Annotated in this window: 17 protein-coding genes and 1 tRNA gene; 3 read left to right on the forward strand and 15 right to left on the reverse strand. The window is 66.0% G+C overall.

Annotated features, from left to right (window positions below):
- Positions 1 to 124: 124 nt before the first annotated feature.
- The 5 genes from FAZ21_RS07100 to FAZ21_RS07120 form a co-directional block, all read right to left on the reverse strand.
- A complete protein-coding gene (locus FAZ21_RS07100) occupies positions 125 to 805 on the reverse strand; it encodes a Bax inhibitor-1/YccA family protein (protein ID WP_136772581.1) in 681 nt (226 codons plus the stop codon).
- Positions 806 to 876: 71 nt separating this feature from the next.
- Positions 877 to 1,956: an enoyl-CoA hydratase/isomerase family protein gene (locus FAZ21_RS07105; RefSeq protein ID WP_136772582.1), complete on the reverse strand. Its 1,080-nt coding sequence runs from the start codon at positions 1,954 to 1,956 to the stop codon at positions 877 to 879.
- 129 nt (positions 1,957 to 2,085) lie between these two features.
- Positions 2,086 to 3,522, reverse strand: coding sequence for a metalloprotease TldD (tldD, locus tag FAZ21_RS07110; RefSeq protein WP_136772583.1), 1,437 nt, complete (start codon positions 3,520 to 3,522; stop codon positions 2,086 to 2,088).
- Between the two features lie 122 nt (positions 3,523 to 3,644).
- Complete coding sequence (locus FAZ21_RS07115; RefSeq protein WP_136772584.1) at positions 3,645 to 4,448, reverse strand: carbon-nitrogen hydrolase family protein; 804 nt, start codon at positions 4,446 to 4,448, stop codon at positions 3,645 to 3,647.
- Between the two features lie 122 nt (positions 4,449 to 4,570).
- Complete coding sequence (locus FAZ21_RS07120; RefSeq protein ID WP_169307290.1) at positions 4,571 to 8,422, reverse strand: YhdP family protein; 3,852 nt, start codon at positions 8,420 to 8,422, stop codon at positions 4,571 to 4,573.
- Between the two features lie 121 nt (positions 8,423 to 8,543).
- On the opposite strand from FAZ21_RS07120, the gene glnE reads away from it, so the two are divergent.
- Positions 8,544 to 11,225, forward strand: coding sequence for a bifunctional [glutamate--ammonia ligase]-adenylyl-L-tyrosine phosphorylase/[glutamate--ammonia-ligase] adenylyltransferase (gene glnE, locus FAZ21_RS07125; protein ID WP_136772586.1), 2,682 nt, complete (start codon positions 8,544 to 8,546; stop codon positions 11,223 to 11,225).
- Positions 11,226 to 11,255: 30 nt separating this feature from the next.
- Positions 11,256 to 11,561, forward strand: coding sequence for an Mpo1-like protein (locus FAZ21_RS07130; protein ID WP_136772587.1), 306 nt, complete (start codon positions 11,256 to 11,258; stop codon positions 11,559 to 11,561).
- 85 nt (positions 11,562 to 11,646) lie between these two features.
- Here the strand turns inward: FAZ21_RS07130 and FAZ21_RS07135 are convergent, their stop codons facing one another.
- The 10 genes from FAZ21_RS07135 to FAZ21_RS07180 all read right to left on the reverse strand — a co-directional run bounded on the left by FAZ21_RS07135 (position 11,647) and on the right by FAZ21_RS07180 (position 20,986).
- Positions 11,647 to 12,129, reverse strand: a complete 483-nt coding sequence (locus FAZ21_RS07135; RefSeq protein ID WP_136772588.1) for a hypothetical protein — start codon at positions 12,127 to 12,129, stop codon at positions 11,647 to 11,649.
- Positions 12,130 to 12,248: 119 nt separating this feature from the next.
- Positions 12,249 to 14,039 carry an aspartate--tRNA ligase gene (aspS, locus tag FAZ21_RS07140; RefSeq protein ID WP_136772589.1) on the reverse strand — a complete coding sequence of 597 codons (1,791 nt, stop codon included), beginning with the start codon at positions 14,037 to 14,039 and terminating at the stop codon, positions 12,249 to 12,251.
- 69 nt (positions 14,040 to 14,108) lie between these two features.
- Complete coding sequence (locus FAZ21_RS07145; protein WP_373279531.1) at positions 14,109 to 14,849, reverse strand: DUF502 domain-containing protein; 741 nt, start codon at positions 14,847 to 14,849, stop codon at positions 14,109 to 14,111.
- Positions 14,809 to 15,087 carry an FmdB family zinc ribbon protein gene (locus FAZ21_RS07150; protein ID WP_136772591.1) on the reverse strand — a complete coding sequence of 93 codons (279 nt, stop codon included), beginning with the start codon at positions 15,085 to 15,087 and terminating at the stop codon, positions 14,809 to 14,811. The genes FAZ21_RS07145 and FAZ21_RS07150 overlap by 41 nt, the downstream gene beginning before the upstream one ends.
- A gap of 181 nt (positions 15,088 to 15,268) precedes the next feature.
- On the reverse strand, positions 15,269 to 16,819 hold the full coding sequence (locus FAZ21_RS07155) for a sulfite reductase subunit alpha (protein WP_136772592.1): 1,551 nt from the start codon (positions 16,817 to 16,819) through the stop codon (positions 15,269 to 15,271).
- On the reverse strand, positions 16,816 to 17,808 hold the full coding sequence (locus tag FAZ21_RS07160) for an FAD:protein FMN transferase (protein ID WP_246038522.1): 993 nt from the start codon (positions 17,806 to 17,808) through the stop codon (positions 16,816 to 16,818). Before FAZ21_RS07160 ends, FAZ21_RS07155 begins: the two co-directional genes overlap by 4 nt.
- Before the next feature lie 44 nt (positions 17,809 to 17,852).
- Positions 17,853 to 18,653, reverse strand: coding sequence for a DUF4198 domain-containing protein (locus FAZ21_RS07165; protein ID WP_136772594.1), 801 nt, complete (start codon positions 18,651 to 18,653; stop codon positions 17,853 to 17,855).
- 37 nt (positions 18,654 to 18,690) lie between these two features.
- Positions 18,691 to 19,221 carry a DUF2271 domain-containing protein gene (locus tag FAZ21_RS07170; RefSeq protein ID WP_136772595.1) on the reverse strand — a complete coding sequence of 177 codons (531 nt, stop codon included), beginning with the start codon at positions 19,219 to 19,221 and terminating at the stop codon, positions 18,691 to 18,693.
- A 175-nt stretch (positions 19,222 to 19,396) separates the two neighbouring features.
- Positions 19,397 to 20,023, reverse strand: a complete 627-nt coding sequence (locus FAZ21_RS07175) for a PepSY-associated TM helix domain-containing protein (RefSeq protein ID WP_136772596.1) — start codon at positions 20,021 to 20,023, stop codon at positions 19,397 to 19,399.
- Positions 20,024 to 20,311: 288 nt separating this feature from the next.
- A complete protein-coding gene (locus FAZ21_RS07180; protein ID WP_136772597.1) occupies positions 20,312 to 20,986 on the reverse strand; it encodes an energy transducer TonB in 675 nt (224 codons plus the stop codon).
- 117 nt (positions 20,987 to 21,103) lie between these two features.
- Here FAZ21_RS07180 and FAZ21_RS07185 point away from each other — a divergent pair.
- A tRNA-Ser gene (locus FAZ21_RS07185) sits at positions 21,104 to 21,193 on the forward strand.
- Positions 21,194 to 21,655: the final 462 nt, after the last annotated feature.

The following is a 21,655-nucleotide window of genomic DNA, read 5'->3' on the forward strand; positions in this document are numbered from 1 at the left end:
GCGCCAAGGATAGCCGCTGGTGATCGCCAGGTGTTATGCAGAGTAACCCTTGTCCCGCTCCCCGCGCCGGAAACGACAACGCCGCCCGAAGGCGGCGTTGCGCGACGCGATTGCTTGGGTTGCGTCAGTTCCGGCTGTTGCCCGAGAAGATCGACAGGATGTTCAGCAGGCTGATGAACAGGTTGTACAGATCCAGGTACAGCGACAACGTGGCGCTCACGTAATTGGTTTCGCCACCGTTCACGATGTTGCTCACGTCATACAGGATGTAGGCCGAGAACAGCAGCACGCAAACAGCGGAGATGGTCAGCGACAGCGCCGGAATCTGGAAGAAGATGTTCGCCAGCGCGGCCAGCAATACCACGACCAGACCGATGAACAGGAATTTCCCCATGAAGGAGAAATCCTTCTTGGTCACGGTGGCGATGGTGGCCAGGGTGAAGAAGATCGCGGCGGTACCCACGGCGGCCATGCCGATCAGTTCGGCGCCGTTGGCGAAGGTGAGCACGCGTTGCAGCATCTGCGACATCCACAGGCCCATGAAGCCCGTCCAGGCCAGCAGGATGCCGACGCCGATGGGGCTGTTCTTGGTCTTGCCGATGGCATAGAAGGCACCGAAGCTCACACCGAAGAACAACAGCAGACCGAGCCCCAGGCCGACGCGGAACTGCATCGCGATGCCGAGCATGGCGCCGATTGCGGTCGGGATCATCGACAGCGACAACAGGTAGTAGGTGTTGCGCAGTACCCGGTTGCGCTCGACGGCGAGCGACGCGCCGCCGTATCGGGCGGTGTTCAGTTCCATGTTCAAGTCTCCGTAGGGATGATCGGGGCGAATCGCCCGCCCGGATAAGATGGATGGCGGCGGCTAAAGTTTCAAGCCGTTCGCATGTCCCTCGACAGCCAGGCAGCAATCTCATCGGGCAGATTGCCGTAAAAATCGCGTGCATGCCAGTGCGGCGTGTCGTGCCGGTCGATCAACCTGGCGCGGATACCCTCGCGGAACTCGCCGCTGCGCAGGACATGCCAGGCCACCTGCGTCTCCAGTGCGAACACTTCGTGGAACGCCACCTGCCGCGCCCGTTGTTCCAGCGCCCAGATCAGCCAGGCCGACGTCGGCGAGCCGACCTGGAAACGTGCCACCGCATCGGCCAGTGCCGGATCGTCCGCATGCGCGCGCAACCCATCGGCGACCTCGGCCAGGGTCGCGCCGCCGCAGAGCGCGTCGATCCGCTCCGCCAGAGGTGCCCAGCGTGGCGCGGGCAGCCTGCATGGCGTCGCCGCCGCCCAGGCCAGCAAGGCGGTGCGCAGCATGGTGGCGTCCGCCAGCGGTACGCCGGACCATGGCAGTGCCGCCAGCCAGGGACGCAATGCAGCCCGCGCTTCGTCGGGCAAGGCGGCATGCGCGGCGCCTGCCCAGAGCGCATCGGTGGCGTTGAGTTCGCTGGCGGTCAGCGCCAGCCAGCGCCCGAGGTGCCCGGGGAGCTGATGCAGCCAGCGGCTGGCACCGACATCGGGGAACAGGCCGATGGCGATTTCCGGCATCGCCAGCCGCGTCGATTCGGTGACTACGCGATGGTGGGCACCGGCGAACAGCCCCCAGCCGCCGCCCATGACCACGCCGTGTCCCCAGGCCACCACTGGCTTGGGATAGAAGTGCAGGTCCCGACACAGCGCATATTCCTCGGCGAAGAAGGCATCGCCGTCGGCCAGCGTTTCCGCGGCCCCCATCGCCTCGTAGAGCGCTTTGAGATCACCCCCGGCGCACAGCCCGCGTTCGCCTTCGCCCAATACCAGCACCGCCACCACGTCGTCGCGCTCGCGCCATGCACCGAGCGCGGCATCCAGCGCGTGCACCATGGCCAGTGTCTGGGCATTGAGTCGGGCGGGGGAGTCGAGGCGCAGCACGCCGATCTGAAAACCATTGGCGACAGGCAGCAGTTCGCAATGAACCATGGGGGCATCCGTTGAAACGACCACGGCAGCCTAACGGCTGCCGCGCGGGGGATAAATGGGGGATGTCACCGAGGGAGGGCTGTGGCGCTAACCAAAAACTTCAGAACTGACACGAGCCCTCTTTTCCCATCAACCCGTGCCGCCCACGGTCAGGCCGCCGTCGATGCGCAGCGTGGGCTGGCCGACGCCGACGGGGACGCTCTGGCCGTCCTTGCCGCAGGTGCCGACGCCGGGGTCCAGCGCCAGGTCGTTGCCGATCATCGATACGCGTGTCAGCACGTCCGGGCCGTTGCCGATCAGCGTGGCGCCCTTTACCGGGTATTGCAGCTTGCCGTCCTCCACCCACCACGCCTCGGCGGCGGAGAACACGAACTTGCCACTGGTGATGTCCACCTGCCCACCACCGAAGTTGATCGCATACAGGCCCTTTTTCACCGATGCCAGGATTTCGGCGGGATCACGCTCGCCGCCCAGCATGATGGTGTTGGTCATGCGCGGCATCGGCAGGTGCGCATACGATTCGCGGCGGCCGTTGCCGGTGACCGGCATGTTCATCAACCGCGCATTCAGGTTGTCCTGGATATAGCCGCGCAGGATGCCGTCCTCGATCAGCACCGTACGCTGGGTGGGATTGCCTTCGTCGTCGATGTTGAGCGAGCCGCGACGATCCGGGATGGTGCCGTCGTCGATCACGGTGACGCCGGGCGCGGCGACGCGCTCGCCGATGCGTCCGGAGAACGCCGAGCTGCCCTTGCGATTGAAGTCGCCTTCCAGGCCGTGGCCGATGGCTTCGTGCAGCAGGATGCCGGGCCAGCCGGAGCCGAGCACCACGGTCATCTCGCCGGCGGGCGCCTGTTGCGCATTCAGGTTCAACAGTGCCTGATCCACCGCCTTTCTGGCGTAGTCGTGGATCGTTTCGTCGCTGAAGTAACGGTAATCGAACCGCCCCCCACCACCAGCACTGCCCTGCTCGCGCCGGCCGCTTTCCTCGACGATCACCTGGACCGACAAGCGCACCAATGGGCGGACGTCGGCGGCGCGGTGACCATCGTGCCGCGCGACGAAAATCACCTCGTACTCCGAGGCGAGGCTGGCCATCACCTGCACCACGCGCGGGTCCATGCCGCGTGCGGCGGTTTCCACCCGGCCCAGCAGCGCCACCTTGGCGGCCTCATCCAGGCTGGCAAGCGGATCGATCGGGCGATACAACTGGTGCCCGTTCACATCACGCCGCAGCACCGCGGTGCCGTTACCGCCCTGGCGGCCGATGGCGCGCGTGGCGCGTGCCGCTTCCAGCAATGGGTCGAGCCGGATGTCGTCCGAATATGCGAAGGCGGTTTTTTCACCCGCCACCGCCCGTACGCCCACGCCCTGATCGATGGAAAAGCTGCCCGACTTCACGATCCCTTCGTCCAGGCTCCAGGCTTCCGAGCGGCTGTACTGGAAATACAGGTCGGCATAGTCGAGGTCATGGCGGGACAACTCGCCGAATACGCGCTCCAGCGCGGCGTCGGTGAGATCGTAGGGGGTGAGCAGGGTCTGGTCGGCGATGACGAGTGGGTTCATGCGTGGGTGATGGAGAGTCTGGTTGATTACGATTGGTTCACACTGCCAGCAGACGTAGGCCTTGGCAAGCTGTTATGAATTGGCGGTGCTGGGGGCTGGCATGCCGATGCCGGGGCGGGCGTTCAACCCAGCCGCCGATGCCGCAACGCCGGCAGGATGCGACGCACCCGGTCGAGCTGGCTGGATTTCAGTTCGGCCTGCGCCACCCCTTCGCCCGTGGGCAGACAGGCAAGCACCTGGCCCCAGGGATCGACGATCTCGCTATGCCCGAACGTTTCGCGCCCGGTCACGTGCAGCCCGCCCTGCGCTGCCGCCACCACGAAGCACTGGTTCTCGATGGCCCGCGCGCGCAGCAGTACTTCCCAGTGCGCGCGGCCGGTGGTGGCGGTGAAAGCCGCCGGCAACACCCAGACATCCACCGCCTCGCGGCGAAACAGCTCGGGGAATCGCAAGTCGTAGCACACGGCCAGCCCTACCCTGCCGAACGGGGTGTCGAAAACAGTCACCTCGCCGCCCGGCTCGATGGTGTCGGCCTCGGCGTAGCGTTCCTCGCCGTTATCGAATCCGAACAGGTGAATCTTGTCGTAGCGCGCCACGCAACGGCCGTGGGGATCGTAGGCCAGACAGGCGTTACGCACGCGAATGGCGTCGTCGCCCACCAGCGGGATGGTGCCGCCCACCAGCCAGACCTGGTGCCGCGCCGCCTGCGCCGCCAGGAAATCCTGGATCGGGCCCCCGCCGAACGCCTCCTTGACCGCCAGCTTGTCGCTATCGCGCTGGCCCATGATGGCGAAGTACTCGGGCAGCACCAGCAACTGCGCGCCACTGGCCGCCGCCTGGGCAATCAGGCGTTCGGCGGTCTTGAGATTGCCGACCACATCCGGCGTGGAAACCATCTGGATGGCGGCTGCGATGAAGGTCTGCATGGGACACCTCTGGGTCTGTTCAGCGTCTTGTCTCTTTATCGCACCGGCTACCGCAATCCGCTTGCGCGGCATGCCGGCAATGCCGCCACCTTCGCCCCTTGCGCGCGGGCATGCCGGCGCGGCTATCGGTGCTGCGGCAGGTCGGGGCTGCGTTCCTGGCCGTTGATGCGGCGGATCACCGGGTCGCGCATGGTACCGTTGATGTCGTATTCATAGGCGACAAGCTGGCCCAGCGGGTCTTTCAGCGCGCGTTGCACCAGGAATGCGGCCACGCCGGCGATGGGGTTGACGATGCCGGCCGCGATGGCGACGGTGTCGCCCACCACCGGCACGATACGCACGTGCAGGTCCTGCGTGCCGGCAACGAAGTTGGCCTGCCCCCGGAACAGCACCTGCGCCGAAGGACCGGCAATCACCAGGTTGTCGGTCCGTGCGATGCCGCGTTCGATCAGCGCATCGCCCTTGATGGTGTCGAACTCGAAGCCCTCGGAGAACACGTCGCGGAAATCCAGCTTTACGCGGCGCGCCAGCGATTGCAGGCTGAGGATGGACAACAGCCGCGCCGCGCCCGGATCGATCTGCTGGAACTGCCCCGCGCCCAACTCCAGCGCCAGCGAGCCCTGCATGCTGTTGAAGTCGGGCGGGAACGGCGCGCCGTCCCATGCCACTTCGCCGGAGAACGCACCCGGCGCGCGCAACAGGGTATCGGGATAACCCAGCCGTCCCAGCAGCTTGCCCAGGTCGGTGGTCTTGACGCTGAACTTGCCGGAGGTTCGCGAGCGATCCGGCAGGCGGCGCCACAGGCCGCTCATCGTCAACTGTGTTTCGTCGCTTTCGAGCGTGACCTCGTTCAATCGCCAGTTGGGGCCCTGCGGGGATGCCACCACGGTGAGCTTGCCCAGCTCGCGGATGCGGTAGCTGAGCTGGTCAACCGTCAGTTTCACACCGGGATAGTGGTCGTTGTCCGATGTCGCACGCGTGTCGGACGGCGCGGTGGGGGCCACCTGCGTCGGAGTGTCGTCATCGCCGCCCTGCAACGGCAGCGCCAGCCGCGATAGACGCACCTCGACCGGCGAGGCGGTGCCGCCGCGCCAGTTGAACCGGCCTTCGGTTTCGCGCGCCTGCACGGCCCCGCGCCAGCCGTCGCCGGCCTGGCTGGCCTGTACCCGCACTTCGTTCAACCGCCGGCCACGCAGGCGCACCTGGGCGAACGCCAGTTGCAGCGACAGCGACGGCCCATCGGTGGCCTCACCGCCCGCCATGCCGCCCAACGAAAGCCATTCGTCCAGGTCCAGCACGGGCCAGCCGCCGGTGAGCGTCAGGCCACTGGCGGGCAACACGCGGGGAGGCTGCGCGCCCAGCGCCACCGTACCGCTCAATGGCTTGCCCGGGGTGCGGACCAACGCGGCTTGCAGCAAACGACCGTAGCCCAGGTTCAGGTGTGTTTCGCCGGTCTTGTCGGTGATGTCCAGGCTGAACGGCCGCGTTTCGCCCGCGGCCTTGCCCAAGGGCGCCGGCAGATCGATCGCCGCGCCGGCCAGCGGGCTATCCAGCTTGAGTTCGTAGCCGCCACGCCCGGCATTCAGCCTTGCCCGATAGTCGATGGTGCCGGAGAAGCGTTCCGGCTGTGGCACGTCGTAACGCGCCACCGCGTCGCGCAAACGCATCTGCCCGGCCAGTTGCAGCATGAAATCCCCGTTCTGGCTGGCGCCGGAGAAGCGGGTGGCGCCGCCCAGCAACTGGGCGCGCCCTTCCTGGATCGCCAGCGCGTGCTCGGTAAAGGTGATCTGCCCGGCAGCGGCGGTCAGTGGCGGCACCACGCCACCGAAGTCCAGCGTGTTGTCGGTGAAACGGTAGTCGCCAGCCACGCGTGTGGCGGCCACATCGTGCAGGGGGATATCCAGCTTGAGCGCCAGCGCGCCCTGGCCTTGGGCCTTCAGGCCCTCGGTATAGGCGGCGGACACCCGGTGTAGCGGCGACTGGCGCAGGAAATCCAGGAAGTCGGCGGTGGCGGATGCGGTGCGGCCATCGACGTACAGGTGCTGCTGATGGTGGTACAGGTCCGGCACCCAGACATGGGTTTCGCCCACCGCCGCGCCCAGGATGCGCGCCTGGCTGGCGCGGATATCCATTGCGTCGCCGTGGAACTCGATGCTGCCATTGATGCCGGTGATTTCCGGCCAGCCCGGCGCGTATGCCAGCCGCCCGTTGCGCACGCGCGCGAAGGCGCGGAAGCGCCCGCCCTGATCGTCGGGGAACGGGAAGCGCGCCAGCGGCCCGGAGAGTTCGATACGGCCCCCCTCGCCGTCGCCATCGCGCAAGGCGGTCACCAGCCATTCGCGGGTATGCGGGCCGATCACCAGCGGCAGGTAGGCATGGACGCGCTCGGCGCGCAGACGCGGCAGGTCGGCACTCATTTCCACCGTGCCCGGCCCCTGGCCTTCGTGGCGATACCGTCCGCTGCCCGACAGCGTGAGGTCGTCGTTGCGCAGCGTCAGCCGATCCACCTGGACCTCCCAGGTGGAGGCGGTGCGGTGCCAGCTTCCGCCCAGGTCCAGGCGGGAGAAGTCGAGCGGTTCCGGCATCCAGCGCGGCGCCGACAGCGTCAAGTCCTGGCTGCTGACGTTGATCCGCCCGCTGTCCTGGTCGAAGCGAGCGTTCAGGCTGATCCCGCTCAACAGCGGCAGCGTCTCGCCCCACGACAGGCGCGCATTGTCCAGTATCACTTCGCCCTGGTAGCGCTTGCGGTCACCGCTCCATTGGAACTGACCTTCACGCAGGCTGCCCGCGACCTCGATGTCGCGCAGGCGCTCGCGCACTTCGGCGGGCAGCCAGGGGCGATAGCTCGACAGCGCATCCAGTTGCAACCGGGTCAGGCGGATGGCACCGCTGCCGTCGGCGCGCCGGGTGAAGTCGAGTTCGCAATTGGTGCACAGCGGGCCATTGGCGCCGTCGATGCGCGTGGCGTCGATACGCAGGCCACGCTGCCGGCTCAGGTCGCTCCAGTCGAACTTGCCCTGGAAGCGTGGCAGCGCCAGGGTCTGACCTTCGCGCATCAGCCGCAGGCGCTGGATCGACAACTCGCCCTCGGCCCGCGTGATGCGCCCGTCCGCGAAGGACACCTGCGTTTCACCGCCGATGGTGCCGCGCATGCTCTGGAACAGCTTGGCGACCACGGGCCATTGCGCATCGGCGGTATCCAGCGTCAGCCGGGGCAGCGACAGCCTTGCCTGGCCACGCCAGCCGCGCCACTCGGCCAGCGGGCCGCCCCGCCAGCGGCCACTGACCTGGATCGGATCGGCCAGCCCGGCCGGGGGCTGGAACGACAGGTTGAACTCATGCGCGCCCAGGCTGCGCTCGACGGTGAGCACCAGATCATGCAGCGATTGCGCCGGCACGCCATGCAGTTCGTCCAACCATTCGAGACGGCCGCCATGCACTTCCAGCACGCCCTGCTCCAGCAGCCAGTCGAAAAAGCGTGCGTCGCCACGGTGTCGATCCGGGTCCAGCCGGACGCCGGCCACGTGCCAGATACCTTGCGGGTCGCGCCGGACCTGCATGTCGGGCGCCTGGATCGCCAGTCGGCTGAACTGCAACCGCCCCACCAGCAATGACCACCACGACAGATCGGCGTCCAGCCTGGAAAAGCTCAACGCTGGGCGACCGTCGCGGGCGTGCAGCGTCACACCGTCGATGGCGAGGTGCGGACGCTGTCCGCGCCAGCCGCCCGACAGCGTGCGGATCGTCACCCGGCTGCCGACGGCATCGGAGAACATGCGCTCCACCGTGGGACGATACTGATCCAGCCGGGGCGCGAGGTAGAAGTTCCAGGTCAGCGCGATGGAGGCCAGCAACGCCACCGCCGCGAATACCAGGCGGCGCAGCCAACGCCAGTGCCAGCCCAGCACGTGCCAGCCGCCGCGCCAAAGCGTGGAAAGCAGGGACAGCCAGGAAGGGGGAAGGAAGCGCGGCATGCTGGGGACAGGAAAAAGAGAAGCGCCCCGAAGCAGCGCGTTAGCGTCTAAAGTAGGGCCTCGTCCGCAACATGCGGACCAGGCCCGTATTCTAACTGCAATCCGCCATTCGCCATCCGCCATGAACGACGCTGTGAATCATCCCACGCTCGCCCCCGCCCTCGCGCATAGCCGCTGCCTCGCCCGTCTGTTCCAGCGCACCCCCGCGCTGGCCGATCGCACCGCCGATGAACTGGCGCAGCCATTCGACGCCGCCGCGATGCAGTCGATGCTCACCCCGCCCGAGGCCGACGAAGCCGCGTTCAAGCGCCAGTTGCGCGCGCTGCGCCAGGTGGTGATGGCGCGCCTGATCGCGCGCGAGCTGGGCGGCTACTCGGATCTGGAAGAAGCGGTACGCACCGTCAGCGATCTGGCGGACCTGACCGTGTGCGCGGCGCTGGACTGGGCAGTCAGCCACGAAACGCGCTACGGCACCCCCATCGGCGAAGACAGCGGCACGCCGCAGACGCTGATCGTCGTCGGCATGGGCAAGCTGGGCGGCTACGAGTTGAACGTATCGTCGGACATCGACCTGATCTTCGTCTACGACGAGGCCGGCGAAACCGACGGCGAGCGGCGGATCAGCAATCAGGAGTATTTCACCGCCATCGGCAAGCGGCTGATCAATCTGCTGGCCGATACCACCGAGGATGGCTTCGTGTTCCGCGTGGACATGCGGCTGCGCCCGTTCGGCGACTCCGGGGCGCTAGTGTCCAGCTTTGCCGCGCTGGAAAACTATCTGCTCACCCAGGGGCGGGAATGGGAGCGCTACGCCTGGATCAAGGGCCGCGCGCTGACCGGCGAGGCCAGCGGCCTGATGCAACTGATCTCGCCCTTTGTCTATCGCAAGTACCTGGATTACGGTGCCTATGCGTCGATGCGTGAACTGCACAGCCAGATCCGGCGTGAAGTGGCGCGGCGCGACATGGCCGACAATATCAAGCTCGGTCCGGGCGGCATCCGGGAAATCGAGTTCATCGGGCAGGTGTTCCAGTTGATTCGTGGCGGCCGGGTGAAAAGCCTTCAGGAACGCAGTACCCGCGCCACGCTGCGCGAACTGGCGCGGCTCAACCTGCTGGCGCCGGAAGCGGTGGACGAGTTGCTGGTCGCCTATGAGTTCCTGCGCAATCTGGAACACCGTCTGATGTATCTGGACGACGCGCAGACCCAGATGCTGCCGTCCAATGATGAAGACAAGCTGCGTATCGCCCGCAGTATGGGCTTTGCTGGCTGGGACGAATTCTGCGCCACGCTGGATCGCCACCGCGCCACCGTCACCCGGCATTTCGAGCAGGTATTCGTGCTGCCGGACGATCAGGACCGCACCCATCCGCACGCTGCGCTGTGGCAACGCGCGGAGGCCGGCGACGAAACCATGCAGGGCCTCGCCAAGCTGGGCTATGCCGATACCGGGGAAATCCAGCGCCGGCTGGCAATGTTCCGGGGCAGCGGCCGCTATCAGCAGATGAGCGAACGCAGCCAGCGCCGCATCGGCGCCATCCTGCCGCCGTTGATCGAGGTCGCCGCCGGCTATCCCAATCCGGATGAAACCTTCGCCCGCATCCTCGACCTGCTGGAAGCCATTGGCCGTCGCGAATCGTACCTGGCGCTGCTGGCGGAACATCCTCAGTCGCTGAAGCGGCTGGCAGACCTGTACAGCGCCAGCCCGTGGGTATCGCAGTACCTGACGCGCCACCCCATTCTGCTCGATGAGCTGCTCGATCAGCGCCTGCTGTACCAGGCACCGGACTGGCCGGCGGCGGGCGACGCCATCCGCCACGAACTGGCGCAGGTGGAGGACGACACCGAAGCGAAGATGGACCTGCTGCGGCACTTCCAGCACACGCAGGTGTTCCGGCTGGTGGCGCAGGACATCGCCGGGCTGCTGCCGCTGGAAAAGCTGTCCGACCATCTGTCCGACCTGGCCGACCTGGTGCTGGCGGTGACCATGGAAGAAGCCTGGCGCGAGCTGCCGCGCCGCCATGTGGAGGTGCCGCAGTTCGCCGCCATCGGCTACGGCAAGCTGGGCGGCAAGGAACTGGGTTATGCGTCGGATCTGGACCTGGTGTTCGTCTACGACGACGACCACCCCGATGCGGCGGAGAACTACGCCCGCTTCGCCAAGAAGATCGTCAACTGGCTGAACGCGCCGACCCCGGCTGGCACGCTGTATGACATCGACCTGCGCCTGCGCCCCAACGGCGCCTCTGGCCTGCTGGTCACCACGGTGGAGGCATTCGAGCAATACCAGTGCGCGTCGGCCTGGGTGTGGGAGCACCAGGCGCTGACACGGGCGCGCTTTGTCGCGGGCGATGCACGGGTGGGCCGCAGTTTCGAAGCGGTACGCGATGCCGTGCTGCGTCGCCAGCGCGACCTGTCCTCGTTGTCCGCCGAGGTGGTGAAGATGCGCAACCGCATGCTGGAAACGCATCCCGGGCGCCCCGGCGAGGTGAAGCACTGCCGCGGCGGCATCGTCGATGTGGAGTTCATCGTGCAATACCTGGTCCTGGGCTATGCCTGGCTCTATCCCGACCTGACGGCCAACCGGGGCAACATCGCGCTGCTGGCCACCGCCGCCACCCACAATCTGATCGACGCCACGATGGCGGACACCGCCCGCACCACCTACCGCGCACTGCGTCGCCTGCAACACGCCAGCCGGCTGGCCGGGCGCGATCCGACGCAGGACGCGCTGGCACCGCTGGCCGAAGGGATGGCCGTGGTACGGGCGTTGTGGCAAACATTGCTGGGCGAGGCGAACTGACGCGACAACGGCTCGACAAGGAGACGAATCATGCTGGCCGGGAAAAGCTGGGACGACTGGATCGAGCGCTATGGCCACAGCCATCGCCACCCGTTCAACCGCGCCTGTCACACGGTGGGGATTCCACTGATCGTGCTGTCGTTGCCGCTGGCGCTGGCGGCGATCTGGGTGGACAACCTGTGGCTGTTGCCGCTGACGCTGTTCGTGCTGGGCTGGGTGCTGCAATTCGCCGGTCATGCCGTCGAAGGCAAGCCGCCGGAGTTCTTCAAGGACTGGCGCTTTCTGCTGGTCGGCGTGCGCTGGTGGCTGGCCAAGGTGCGCGGCAATCGCTCGTAGATGGGCTGTGTGGCGTCACTATAAAAAAAAGCCCGCCAATGCGGGCCTCATGTCTTGCCGAGGAAGAAACCAAGCGTGGGCGGGCTTACTCGGGGAATTTACAGAACTCCACTCCGCCCATGCCGGCGGGCAGGTAGCCACCGAGCCAGTTCATCTCCAGCTTGATGTGCTCGACCAGCGCGACGACGTGCAACGGATCGGTGTTGGTGGCGAACCAGAATTCCTTGCGCCACACCTCGTCCGCAGCGCCTTCGGCGGTGCCACCGGGGTTCAGTTCGTCGAGCGATGGGCGGCGGCGACCATAGCCGACCACCGATAGCAGGTCACCCAGCTCATCGACCGGACGCGACACTTCGACCACGAAGGCCGCCATGCCGGGCGCAACCTGTTGCATGTTGGTATAGACGCGGGTCTGGAGTTCGTAGCGTCGCGCCAGCTCGGCCATGCAGTGCGGACATGGGAAGGCCGCGCGGATCAGGTAGGCTTCGTGCTGGTCGAAAACCGGCGACATCTCTTGCAAGGTGTGCCCACAACGGTGGGTCAGGAAACTGCTGGTCAGCCTGTCCATGGCCCATTACTCCAGTTGTCAGATAGATCATTTTACATCGAGAGACAGAAAAAAGAAAAGGCGGCAAAAGCCGCCTTTTCAATAAAACAACACCGCTTGTCAACCGACGCTGATCACCCTCAAGCTGCCGGTTGGCTGTTGCGTAAGCGGATATGCAGCTCGCGCAACTGCTTTTCATCCACGGAGTTCGGTGCATTGGTCAACAGGCACTGCGCGCGCTGGGTCTTGGGGAAGGCGATCACGTCACGGATGCTTTCAGCACCGGCCATCAACGTGACCAGACGATCCAGCCCGAACGCCAGGCCGCCGTGCGGGGGCGCGCCGTATTGTAGGTTGTCCAGCAGGAAGCCGAACTTGTTCTGCGCCTCTTCGGCACCGATGCCCAGCGCTTCGAACACGGTGGACTGCACGTCGGCGCGGTGGATACGGATCGAGCCGCCACCGATTTCCCAGCCGTTCAGCACCATATCGTAGGCGCGGGCGCGGCATTGGCCCGGCTCGGTCTTCAGCAGTTCCAGGTGCTCGGCCTTGGGGCTGGTGAACGGGTGGTGGCAAGCGTTCCAGCGCTTGTCGTCCTCGTCGTATTCGAACATCGGGAAATCGACGACCCACAGCGGGCGCCATTCCTTGACGAAATAACCGCCGGCCTCGCCCTTCTCGTGGCCGATCTTCAGGCGCAACGCGCCGATGGCTTCGTTCACCACCTTGGCCTTGTCGGCGCCGAAGAACACGATGTCGCCGTTTTGTGCACCGGTGCGCTCGACGATGGCCGCCAGCGCCTCAGGGGTGAGGTTCTTGACGATCGGCGATTGCAGGCCGGTTTCGTTCAACTGGGTGACGTCGTTGACCTTGATGTAGGCCAGGCCCTTGGCGCCGTAGATGCCGACGAACTGGGTGTAGGCATCGATCTCGGAACGGCTGAACGCCGCGCCGCCCGGTACGCGCAGGCCGACCACGCGGCCGCCTTCCATGTTGGCCGCGCCGGAGAACACCTTGAACGGCACGCTCTTCATCACTTCGGTCAGTTCGGTGAATTCCAGCGACACGCGCAGGTCGGGCTTGTCCGAACCGTAGCGATGCATCGCCTCATCGAACGGCATGCGCGGGAAGTCGCCGAGGTCGACGCCGATGGCTTCCTTGAACACGTGCTTGGCCATCGATTCGGTGATATCCATGATCTCGTTCTCGCTGAGGAACGAGGTCTCGATATCGATCTGGGTGAATTCGGGCTGGCGGTCGGCGCGCAGGTCTTCGTCGCGGAAGCACTTGGTGATCTGGTAGTAGCGGTCGAACCCGGCCACCATCAACAGTTGCTTGAAGAGTTGCGGCGATTGCGGCAGCGCGAAGAACAGGCCGTCATGCACACGCGACGGCACCAGGTAGTCGCGCGCGCCTTCCGGTGTGCTGCGGGTGAGCATCGGCGTTTCGATATCGATGAAGCCGCGACCATCCAGGAAGTTGCGCACCAGCAGCGCCACCTTGTAGCGCAGGCGCAGGTTCTTCTGCATCTGCGGACGACGCAGGTCGATCACGCGGTTTTGCAGGCGCACCGTTTCGCTGAGGTTTTCGTCGTCGATCTGGAACGGCGGCGTGGCGGCGCTGTTCAGGACCACGATGTCCTTGGCCAGCAGTTCGATCTCGCCCGAGATCAGGTTCTTGTTGGCGGTGCCGGCCGGGCGTTCGCGCACGATGCCGGTGATTTCCAGCACGAATTCGGCGCGCGAGGCGTCGGCGGTCTTGAAGGCTTCGGGGGTATCGGGGTCGATCACCACCTGGACCATGCCTTCACGGTCGCGCAGGTCGATGAAGATGACACCGCCGTGATCGCGGCGACGATGGGCCCAGCCCTGGACGGTGACGGTCTGGCCGAGGAAACGCTTGTCGATCAGGCCACAGTAATCGGTACGCATGATGAGTGCTCTTTCTTTGAAATTAGCGAGAGTTCGGATCGGGGATTCGGGGCGGGTTGAGCCGTCGGCTCAACCCGGAAGATTATCGGGCCGGCCTTCGAGGAAGGCGGCCGGACGCGGTGCCGGGGCGACCACGCCCATGGAGATCACATACTTGAGTGCTTCGTCCACGCTCATATCCAGCTCGCGCACGTCCTCCACCCGCACCATGATGAAGTAGCCCGAAGTGGGGTTGGGCGTGGTGGGTACGTAGACGCTGACGTATTCGCCGCCGAGGCGATCCGCCACTTCGCCACCTGGCGATCCGGTAAGGAAGGCGATGGTCCAGGCGTCCTGGTGCGGAAACTGCACCAGCAGCGCGCGACGGAACGCCTGGCCGGAATCGGAGAACAAGGTATCCGATACCTGCTTCACGCTGGAATAGATGGAGCGGACGATGGGAATGCGGTTGACCACCTTCTCGCCCAGGATCAACAGGCGGCGGCCCAGCACGTTGGCCGCCACCACACCGGTGAGCAGCACCACGAACACGGTCAGGAACACGCCGAAGCCCGGGATGGCGCGCCGTTGCGCCAGCCACGGCATGGTGGGTTCCAGCAGGCGCAGCAGCCAGTAATCCGGCCGCAACTGTACCGGCAGCAGCGCGCCGATCTGGTCCATCGTGCCCACGATCAACTGCACCACCCACAGCGTGATGGCCAGTGGCACCCAGATCAGCAGCCCGGTCAGCAGGTAGCGCTTGACCCGATCCATCGTGGTTTCGCGGGGTTCAGTGGCAGCCACAGGTCCCCGTGCCGCAGGCACCGCCAGCCGAGCTGGCGCCAGTGGATTCGGAAGGGGCGGACGACGCGCCCGACGACGATGCGCCACCCTTGAAATCGGTGGCATACCAGCCCGAGCCCTTGAGCTGGAAGCCGGCAGCGGTCAGTTTCTTGGCATAGGTGGCTGCATGGCAGCTCGGGCAGTCGGTCAGCGGTGAGTCGGCCATCTTCTGGATATGCTCGTCCTCGAAACCGCAAGCGGTGCAGCGATAGGCGTAGATCGGCATGGGTGAAACCTGTCTCTCAAGCGGATTGCATGGGGTGCCGTGGCAACGGGCGGGTGGGGCGACAATGCCGCGCCCCGTGTCGCCGACGGGTTCTGTCGGCGGCCATAAGCCACGGAAAACACGCGATTATACCCGAAGCCAACGACAGCCGTGGGCGTCGCTTGGAAGCAGGAACGAGTCGCTAATAGACGTCGCGCCGATAGCGCCCCTGCTCGCTCAGCGCGTTCACGGCCTCGTCACCCAGGATGGCGCGCAAGGCAGTGTCCACGCCGCGCGCCATGCCTTCCAGGCTGCCGCAGACGTAGATCGCCGCGCCGTCGGCCACCCATTGCGCCAACCGCCCGGCCTGGGCCTGCAAGCGGTGCTGCACATATTCGCGTGCGGTGCCGTCGCGCGAATACACCAGGTCGGCATGCGCCAGCGTGCCGTTCTCCAGCCAGCCGGCGATCTCATCGGCAAACAGTGCATCGTGTGCAGCGTTGCGCTCGCCGAATAGCAACCATGCGCCGCGCTGGCCGGTTGCACTCACCACCGCCGCACGCGCCTTGAGCTGCGCACGCAAGCCGGCGATACCGGTGCCGTTGCCGATCAGGATCAGCGGGCAAGGTGTGGCCGGGGGGTGGAAGCCGGTGTTCTGCCGGATCCGCAGCGCCACTTCCGCATCAATCCCGGCGTGCGCGGTCAGCCAGCCGGAACCCAGGCCCAGCGAGCCATCGGCGCGACGCTCCTGCCGCACCACCAGTTCCAGTACGCCATCGGCCGGCAAGGAAGCAATCGAGTACTCGCGATGCGGCAGCGGTGGCAGCATCGCCGCCAGCCGGGGTAGCTGCGCCGGGTCGATGCCATGCGGATCGGGCAGCAGCCGGTCGGCCAGTGCGTGGCATAGATCATCCGGCATCGCCGCCAGACCCAGCGCACGGCCCCAGGCCTGAACCGCCTCCGGTGCATTGCGCGGGCCGATCTCGACGACATCGCCGGCCTGCCAGGTGGGCGCGCCCTGTTCCGGCGTCAGCGCGATACGGTAGACCGGACCGCCCTGGCTGCCGGGGTTGAGCCATGCGCGCCCTGCCAGCCGCCAGACCTGGTACTCCGGTGTGCGCCAGTCGGCGATCTCGGCATGCCCCGCCAGCGCGGACAGTTGCTGCTGCCAGTGACGCAACGCGCCCGCATCGCCGTTATCCACTTCCACGCGATCGAACAGCGATTGGGCGCCGGCCTGCCGCAACCAGTGATCCAGCGCGCGACCGAAGGCACAGAATTGCGCATAGCTTGAATCGCCCAGCGCCAGCACGCCATATTGCAGATCGTTCAGCACGATGCCGACCGGCATCGTCCTTCGCGCGAACCCTGCCACGTTGTCGGGCGCGTCGCCTTCGCCTGTGGTGCTGACCACGAACAGCGCGCGGCGATGACGCGCCAGGCCGGCCGCGTCGAGTGCGCCCAACGGTTGCAGGGTGACGGCCACGCCAGCCGCTTGCAGCGATTGCGCGGTCTGGATGGCGAGTTGTTCGGCGTAGCCAGTCTGGCTGGCATAGGCCACCAGCAGGGCGCCCTCTCCCGCTGCGCCAGTCGAACGCAGGCGACGCTGCTTTCCAGCATGGCGCAACGCGGTCCAGCCGCAGAAGGCAAGGTAGGCGACCACCACGCCCAATGCGGCAGCGGGACGCCCTAGGGCGGCGGCATGGGCCGGCGTCGCCAGCAAGGTCAGCGCGGGAATCAGGCAACGTTTCATTCGAGCATGGCGGCATACGCCGGTGAGTAATGTTCTTCCAGACCCTGCGCGGTGCGCGACAGGAAGCGCGCGGCGAGATCGTACTGCTGAGCGAAATCCAGCCCGCGCGCCACGCCGAGCACGGTCAGCGCGGTGGCGTAGGCGTCGGCCAGCATGCAGCGTGGATGCAGCACCGTGACGGAGGCCGGGGCGTCGTGCAGCGGACAACCGCTACGCGGGTCGAGCGTGTGGGCGTAGCGGCGGCCATCGTGCTCGAACCGCTGCCGATAGTCGCCGGAAGTGGCAACCGCCAGACCGTGCAACGCGACCACCGTGAGCGGTAGATCGCCGGGCGCGTCGGGCGGGGTTTCCAGAGCGGTCCACCAGGGTTGCCCGTCGGGCTTGATGCCATGACCGCGCAGTTCGCCGCCCACTTCCACCAGCCAGCCCGGCACGCCGCAACGCTGAAGCAGCGCGGCGACGCGATCGACACCGTAACCCTTGGCGATGCCGGAGAAATCCAGCCGCAACCCGCCCGGCTGCAATGCGCGCAGCCCATCGTGGTCCAGCATCAATCGTCGCCAGCCACAGGCAGCCTGCAACGCGGCCACTTCATCGGCGGTGGGCAACGCGTCGCGGTGGCCACGCGGGCCAAAGCCCCATGCATCCACCAGCGCACCGACCGTGGCGTCGAACGCGCCGTCGCTTTGCGCCGCCACCTGCTGCGCGCATGCCAGCACCTCGAAAAAATCCGGTGCCAGCGTTCGCCATTGTCCGGCCGGCGCGTCGTTGAAACGTCCCAGGTCGGAATCGGCACGCCAGTGGCTCATGCGGGCCACCACGCCGTCCAGTTCGCGCTGCACGCCGGCGCGCAGCGCATCGAGCGGCATGACGGCAGGGCCTGCCAGACGCACCGACCAGGTGGTGCCCATGGTCTGCCCCGCCAGGTCGTGGGCATGGCTGAGCAAGGGGTCGGGCCGGAACGGTGCCAGTCGCGGCGGAATCAGCACACGATTCGCCGACCGCGCCCCGGGCATCGTTCCGGCTGCCGTCGTCACTGCGGCAGGACTTCCAGCGTGGCGGTGTAGGCCATCGTCCGGCGCTTGGCAGCCTTGACCGTGACCTTGTCGTCCTCCAGGTCGGCGTCCAGCCAGTACATGCCGGCCTGCGGCCATTTCACCGAGACGCGCCCATCCTTGTCGGTGGTGAGCTTCAGCTCGTCCTGCTGGTTGCGATAGCGGCGCTCGCCACGAACCAGCGTGACCTCCACCCCGGCGGCGGGCTTGCCGTCGGCCAGGAACTGGAAGGTTGCGGTCTCGCCGGCGAAGAGATCGTTCGGGTGCGTTACCGGCGCCAGCTCCAGTCCTTTGCCGGTGGTCTTGAGCGCGGTGGGTGCACCGACGGTGACGAAGGTCTCCAGGCGGCTGGCGGTTTCGGATACTTCCAGCCCTTCGGCATCGGCCGGCACCTCCTTGGCGAACGCCTCGGCGCTGCCCATCCAGCGCTTGGGCTGGCCATCGACCTTCCAGTTGGCGCGGATGCCGCCCCGGACGATTTCCAGGCGATAGGTGCCCGGCTTGGTCAGGCTGAGGTCGAAGGTGCTGCGCAGTTTGCCCTTGCTGGCGTTTTCCGGCGCCACACGCGAGCCGTCCGGCGCAACCACGGCCAGCGCTTCGACATTCAGCGCGTTGTGGTTGAACTGGAACATATCGTTGGAGACGGCGGCATCCACGGTGATCCATTGCGGCGAAGACAACACCGTGGACGATGGCAGCAGCCAGTAGCTGTGGGCTTGGGCTGCCAGCGGCAAGGCGGCGGCAACGGCAAGGACGATGGCACGGGTAACACGGTTCATAGGGTCGATCCTGATCATTGGAGGTAAAGGCGGACGATTACGGCTTCAGGTCCACGCTGATGGCGCCCAGCTCATGCTCGCCGGCGGCTTTCAGGGTTTGCGCCGACTTGGGTGGCCAGGTCAGCGGCACACGCACCAGTTCGCGCCCGCCCACTTCGCGCGCCGCCTCCAGAACCAGGGTGTACTGGCCCGGCGCCAGCTTGCCCAGCGGCGCCTTGCCTTCGCTGAAATTCAGTTGATGCTCGCCGGCCGGCCGGGTGGCGCCCGACACGCCATCCAGTGGCATCTGCGCATCGCGGCCGCTCTTGCGCCACCACTGACGCAGATCCTTCAGCCATTTGGTACCCGCACCTTCCGTGCCCTTGGCCTTCAGGTCGTACCAGACCGCCAGGTTGGCGGCGACATTCTGGTCGGCGTTTTCCAGCCACACGGCCACATAGGGTCGGTGGTACTCGGCGACGTTGAGGCGGGGGATTTCCAGTTTCACCGCCAGATCGGCGGCCAGGGCCTGACCGCCGAAAGCGCCGACCAGGGCCGGCACGCTGGCCACGTGTATCCAGTTACGCATTTTTTGTTTTCCTAGCCTGTTATGAACGATGAGCAGGGATGCACCCGCCGGCAAAGCCGTGGGCCTGATCGGGAATGCCGGTGCCGGCCTTCCACCTGCTCCCTCCTCTTTGCGGTGTCCGGACAGGGCCTGGGGTACACGACCGATGCCCGTTTACCCGCGTGATGGGGCAACGTTAATGAATGAACAGCAGGGCAAGCACCAGCGGCACCGCCAGCCCAAGCGCAACCAGCGGCCAGGTGGCCGGCCGGTTGCCGGCGTGCAGGTGCAGCAGGAACAGCCCGGTCATACAGAACAGCAGTGCAAAACCGGCGAAGATATCGAGGAACCAGCTCCAGGCCGCGCCGGTATTGCGTCCTTTGTGCAGGTCGTTGAAATACGACACCCAGCCGCGCTCGGTCAGTTCGTAGGCGATGTCACCGCTGGCGCGATCCACCGACAACCAGGCATCGCCGCCGGGGCGTGGCAGCGAGACATACACTTCGTCGTCCGACCATTCGGCTTCGCGCCCGGCGAGATCGACATCGAGCTGACTACCGACCCAATCCCTGATCACACCAGGCAGCGGCGCTTTGTCCGAAGTCGGCGCGCGCGCCAGCAATGGCAGCAACCCTTGCGGCAAGCGGGCGTCACGCGTGGTGACGGTGGGATGGGCCTCGATCTGCCCTGCGTGATTGAGCGTGATGCCGGTGATGGCGAACAGCAGCATGCCGATCAGGCAGGCCGCTGAACTGATCCAGTGCCAGCGGTGCAGGTGCTTCAACCAGAATGCCCGGTTTTGACGGTCCGGATTCTTATCCATGAAAGGCTCGACATTTGCGGAGTCGGGGCGTGCTCGCCCCGGGCGTCGCAAGCAACGCATGCTTCACAAACTTGGTTGACATACAAATGAGAATTGCACGCATTTTCGCATGAGATGCGTCTGGCAATGCAAATCCAGCGGGTCGACTCAGGCGGTGCAAGGGTGGCCTCGACACTCTTCGGTCAATGGAACAGCCTCGAAAGCCCGCCCCGTCGAAGAAAAAGCTCCACGAGGGGAGCTTTTCTTCGGCTGCGACCAGCGCTGCCGCGAAACATTGGATGGCACGCCCTAGCGTGGCAACTCGAAGCGCACCGGCACGTTCACATTGGCTTCCACCGGCTCCTTGCCGCGCATTGCCGGCTTGAAGCGCCAGCGCTTCACCGAATCGAGTGCCGCGTTATCCAGCCGGCTGAATCCGCTCGACTGCGCCAGCGTGACCGACAACGGCAGGCCGCCTTCGCTCACCCTTACTTTCACCAGCACCGTGCCTTCCTCGCGTAGCATTTGCGACTGGCGCGGATAGCTGGGCTTGGGATTGTTGAGGTATGCCGCATCGAAAATCGGGTCGGTCGCCGGCCCGGCCGCAGCAGGCGCCGGAGCGGGTGCCGGCGCTGCCGCCGGGGCGGGAGCAGGCGCCGGGGCAGGTGCCGGCTCGGCCAGCGCGCTGAGCGCGGTTTCGGAAGGCTCGGTCAGTACCGGCTTGGGCTCCGCCTGGCGCGGCGCGGGTTTGGGAACCGGCTGGCGCGGCGCCGGCTTGACCGACTGCGGCTTGGGCGGTTCCGCCAGGGGTTTGGGCTGCGGCACGGGATCGGGCTGCGCCATGGGCAGCTCGATATAGGTGAGCACCGGGGCCGAAATTGGTTCGGGAAGCGCCATCAGGCCCGAAGCCCGCATGGCGGCATAGATCAGTACCAAGTGCGCGGCGCAAACGGCGCCCACGACGGTATAGCGTGAGGTCAACATCGCCTCATTTTAAATGATAAGAATTCTCAACACCATAGCCTTTCATGCGACTTTATCCGTGACCGCCCACGGCGGCTTCGTTACAATGCCGGCTCTGCCCGCAAGGGGCAACCCTGCGGAAGCGTGGCCGAGCGGTTTAAGGCACCGGTCTTGAAAACCGGCGAGGATGCGAGTCCTCCGTGAGTTCGAATCTCACCGCTTCCGCCACCGCTCTGCCATAAGGCCCTGATTTTCAGGGCTTTGTTTTTTGCATGCTACCTGGCGTGTCGCTGGGCTGGGCCATGCCAGCGCCTTTACCCTGTTTTGCTAATTGAATTGCTTCGTTCCTCTTCACGCCTCTGAAGCTTCTTTTCCCAGCGCTTCTGCCTCCACCCATTGGGTTGTTACCAAACCTGCCCCTCCCATAGAAGCGCAGCGTGCCAGCCAGCTAGCCTTGCCCTGAGAACCCCGCTTCCCTGACCCTTTACTTATCCCGGGTCCGAGCTTTGGAAAACGCGGTTCGCGATGTCATGACAATCCGCCCAGCCCCGACCGAAGGCCAATCAATGGCAGAGGGCTTGCCCGAATGCCCCTGGCATCTTTACCATCGCGCCTGACAAAAATTGTTGGGTAGATGACGTGGATATGTCGAACCTGCTGGCGTCCTTCGCCAGCGCCTTCACCCAGGAC

This window comes from Chitiniphilus eburneus (genome assembly GCF_005048205.1).
GTDB lineage: Bacteria > Pseudomonadota > Gammaproteobacteria > Burkholderiales > Chitinibacteraceae > Chitiniphilus > Chitiniphilus eburneus.

Excerpts from the sequence above, each read along its gene's own strand:
- FAZ21_RS07100 (WP_136772581.1), bottom strand. The coding sequence starts at position 805 with ATGGAACTGAACACCGCCCGATACGGCGGCGCGTCGCTCGCCGTCGAG.
- FAZ21_RS07105 (WP_136772582.1), bottom strand. The coding sequence starts at position 1,956 with ATGGTTCATTGCGAACTGCTGCCTGTCGCCAATGGTTTTCAGATCGGC.
- tldD (WP_136772583.1), bottom strand. The coding sequence starts at position 3,522 with ATGAACCCACTCGTCATCGCCGACCAGACCCTGCTCACCCCCTACGAT.
- FAZ21_RS07115 (WP_136772584.1), bottom strand. The coding sequence starts at position 4,448 with ATGCAGACCTTCATCGCAGCCGCCATCCAGATGGTTTCCACGCCGGAT.
- FAZ21_RS07120 (WP_169307290.1), bottom strand. The coding sequence starts at position 8,422 with ATGCCGCGCTTCCTTCCCCCTTCCTGGCTGTCCCTGCTTTCCACGCTT.
- glnE (WP_136772586.1), top strand. The coding sequence starts at position 8,544 with ATGAACGACGCTGTGAATCATCCCACGCTCGCCCCCGCCCTCGCGCAT.
- FAZ21_RS07130 (WP_136772587.1), top strand. The coding sequence starts at position 11,256 with ATGCTGGCCGGGAAAAGCTGGGACGACTGGATCGAGCGCTATGGCCAC.
- FAZ21_RS07135 (WP_136772588.1), bottom strand. The coding sequence starts at position 12,129 with ATGGACAGGCTGACCAGCAGTTTCCTGACCCACCGTTGTGGGCACACC.
- aspS (WP_136772589.1), bottom strand. The coding sequence starts at position 14,039 with ATGCGTACCGATTACTGTGGCCTGATCGACAAGCGTTTCCTCGGCCAG.
- FAZ21_RS07150 (WP_136772591.1), bottom strand. The coding sequence starts at position 15,087 with ATGCCGATCTACGCCTATCGCTGCACCGCTTGCGGTTTCGAGGACGAG.
- FAZ21_RS07155 (WP_136772592.1), bottom strand. The coding sequence starts at position 16,819 with ATGAAACGTTGCCTGATTCCCGCGCTGACCTTGCTGGCGACGCCGGCC.
- FAZ21_RS07165 (WP_136772594.1), bottom strand. The coding sequence starts at position 18,653 with ATGAACCGTGTTACCCGTGCCATCGTCCTTGCCGTTGCCGCCGCCTTG.
- FAZ21_RS07170 (WP_136772595.1), bottom strand. The coding sequence starts at position 19,221 with ATGCGTAACTGGATACACGTGGCCAGCGTGCCGGCCCTGGTCGGCGCT.
- FAZ21_RS07175 (WP_136772596.1), bottom strand. The coding sequence starts at position 20,023 with ATGGATAAGAATCCGGACCGTCAAAACCGGGCATTCTGGTTGAAGCAC.
- FAZ21_RS07180 (WP_136772597.1), bottom strand. The coding sequence starts at position 20,986 with ATGTTGACCTCACGCTATACCGTCGTGGGCGCCGTTTGCGCCGCGCAC.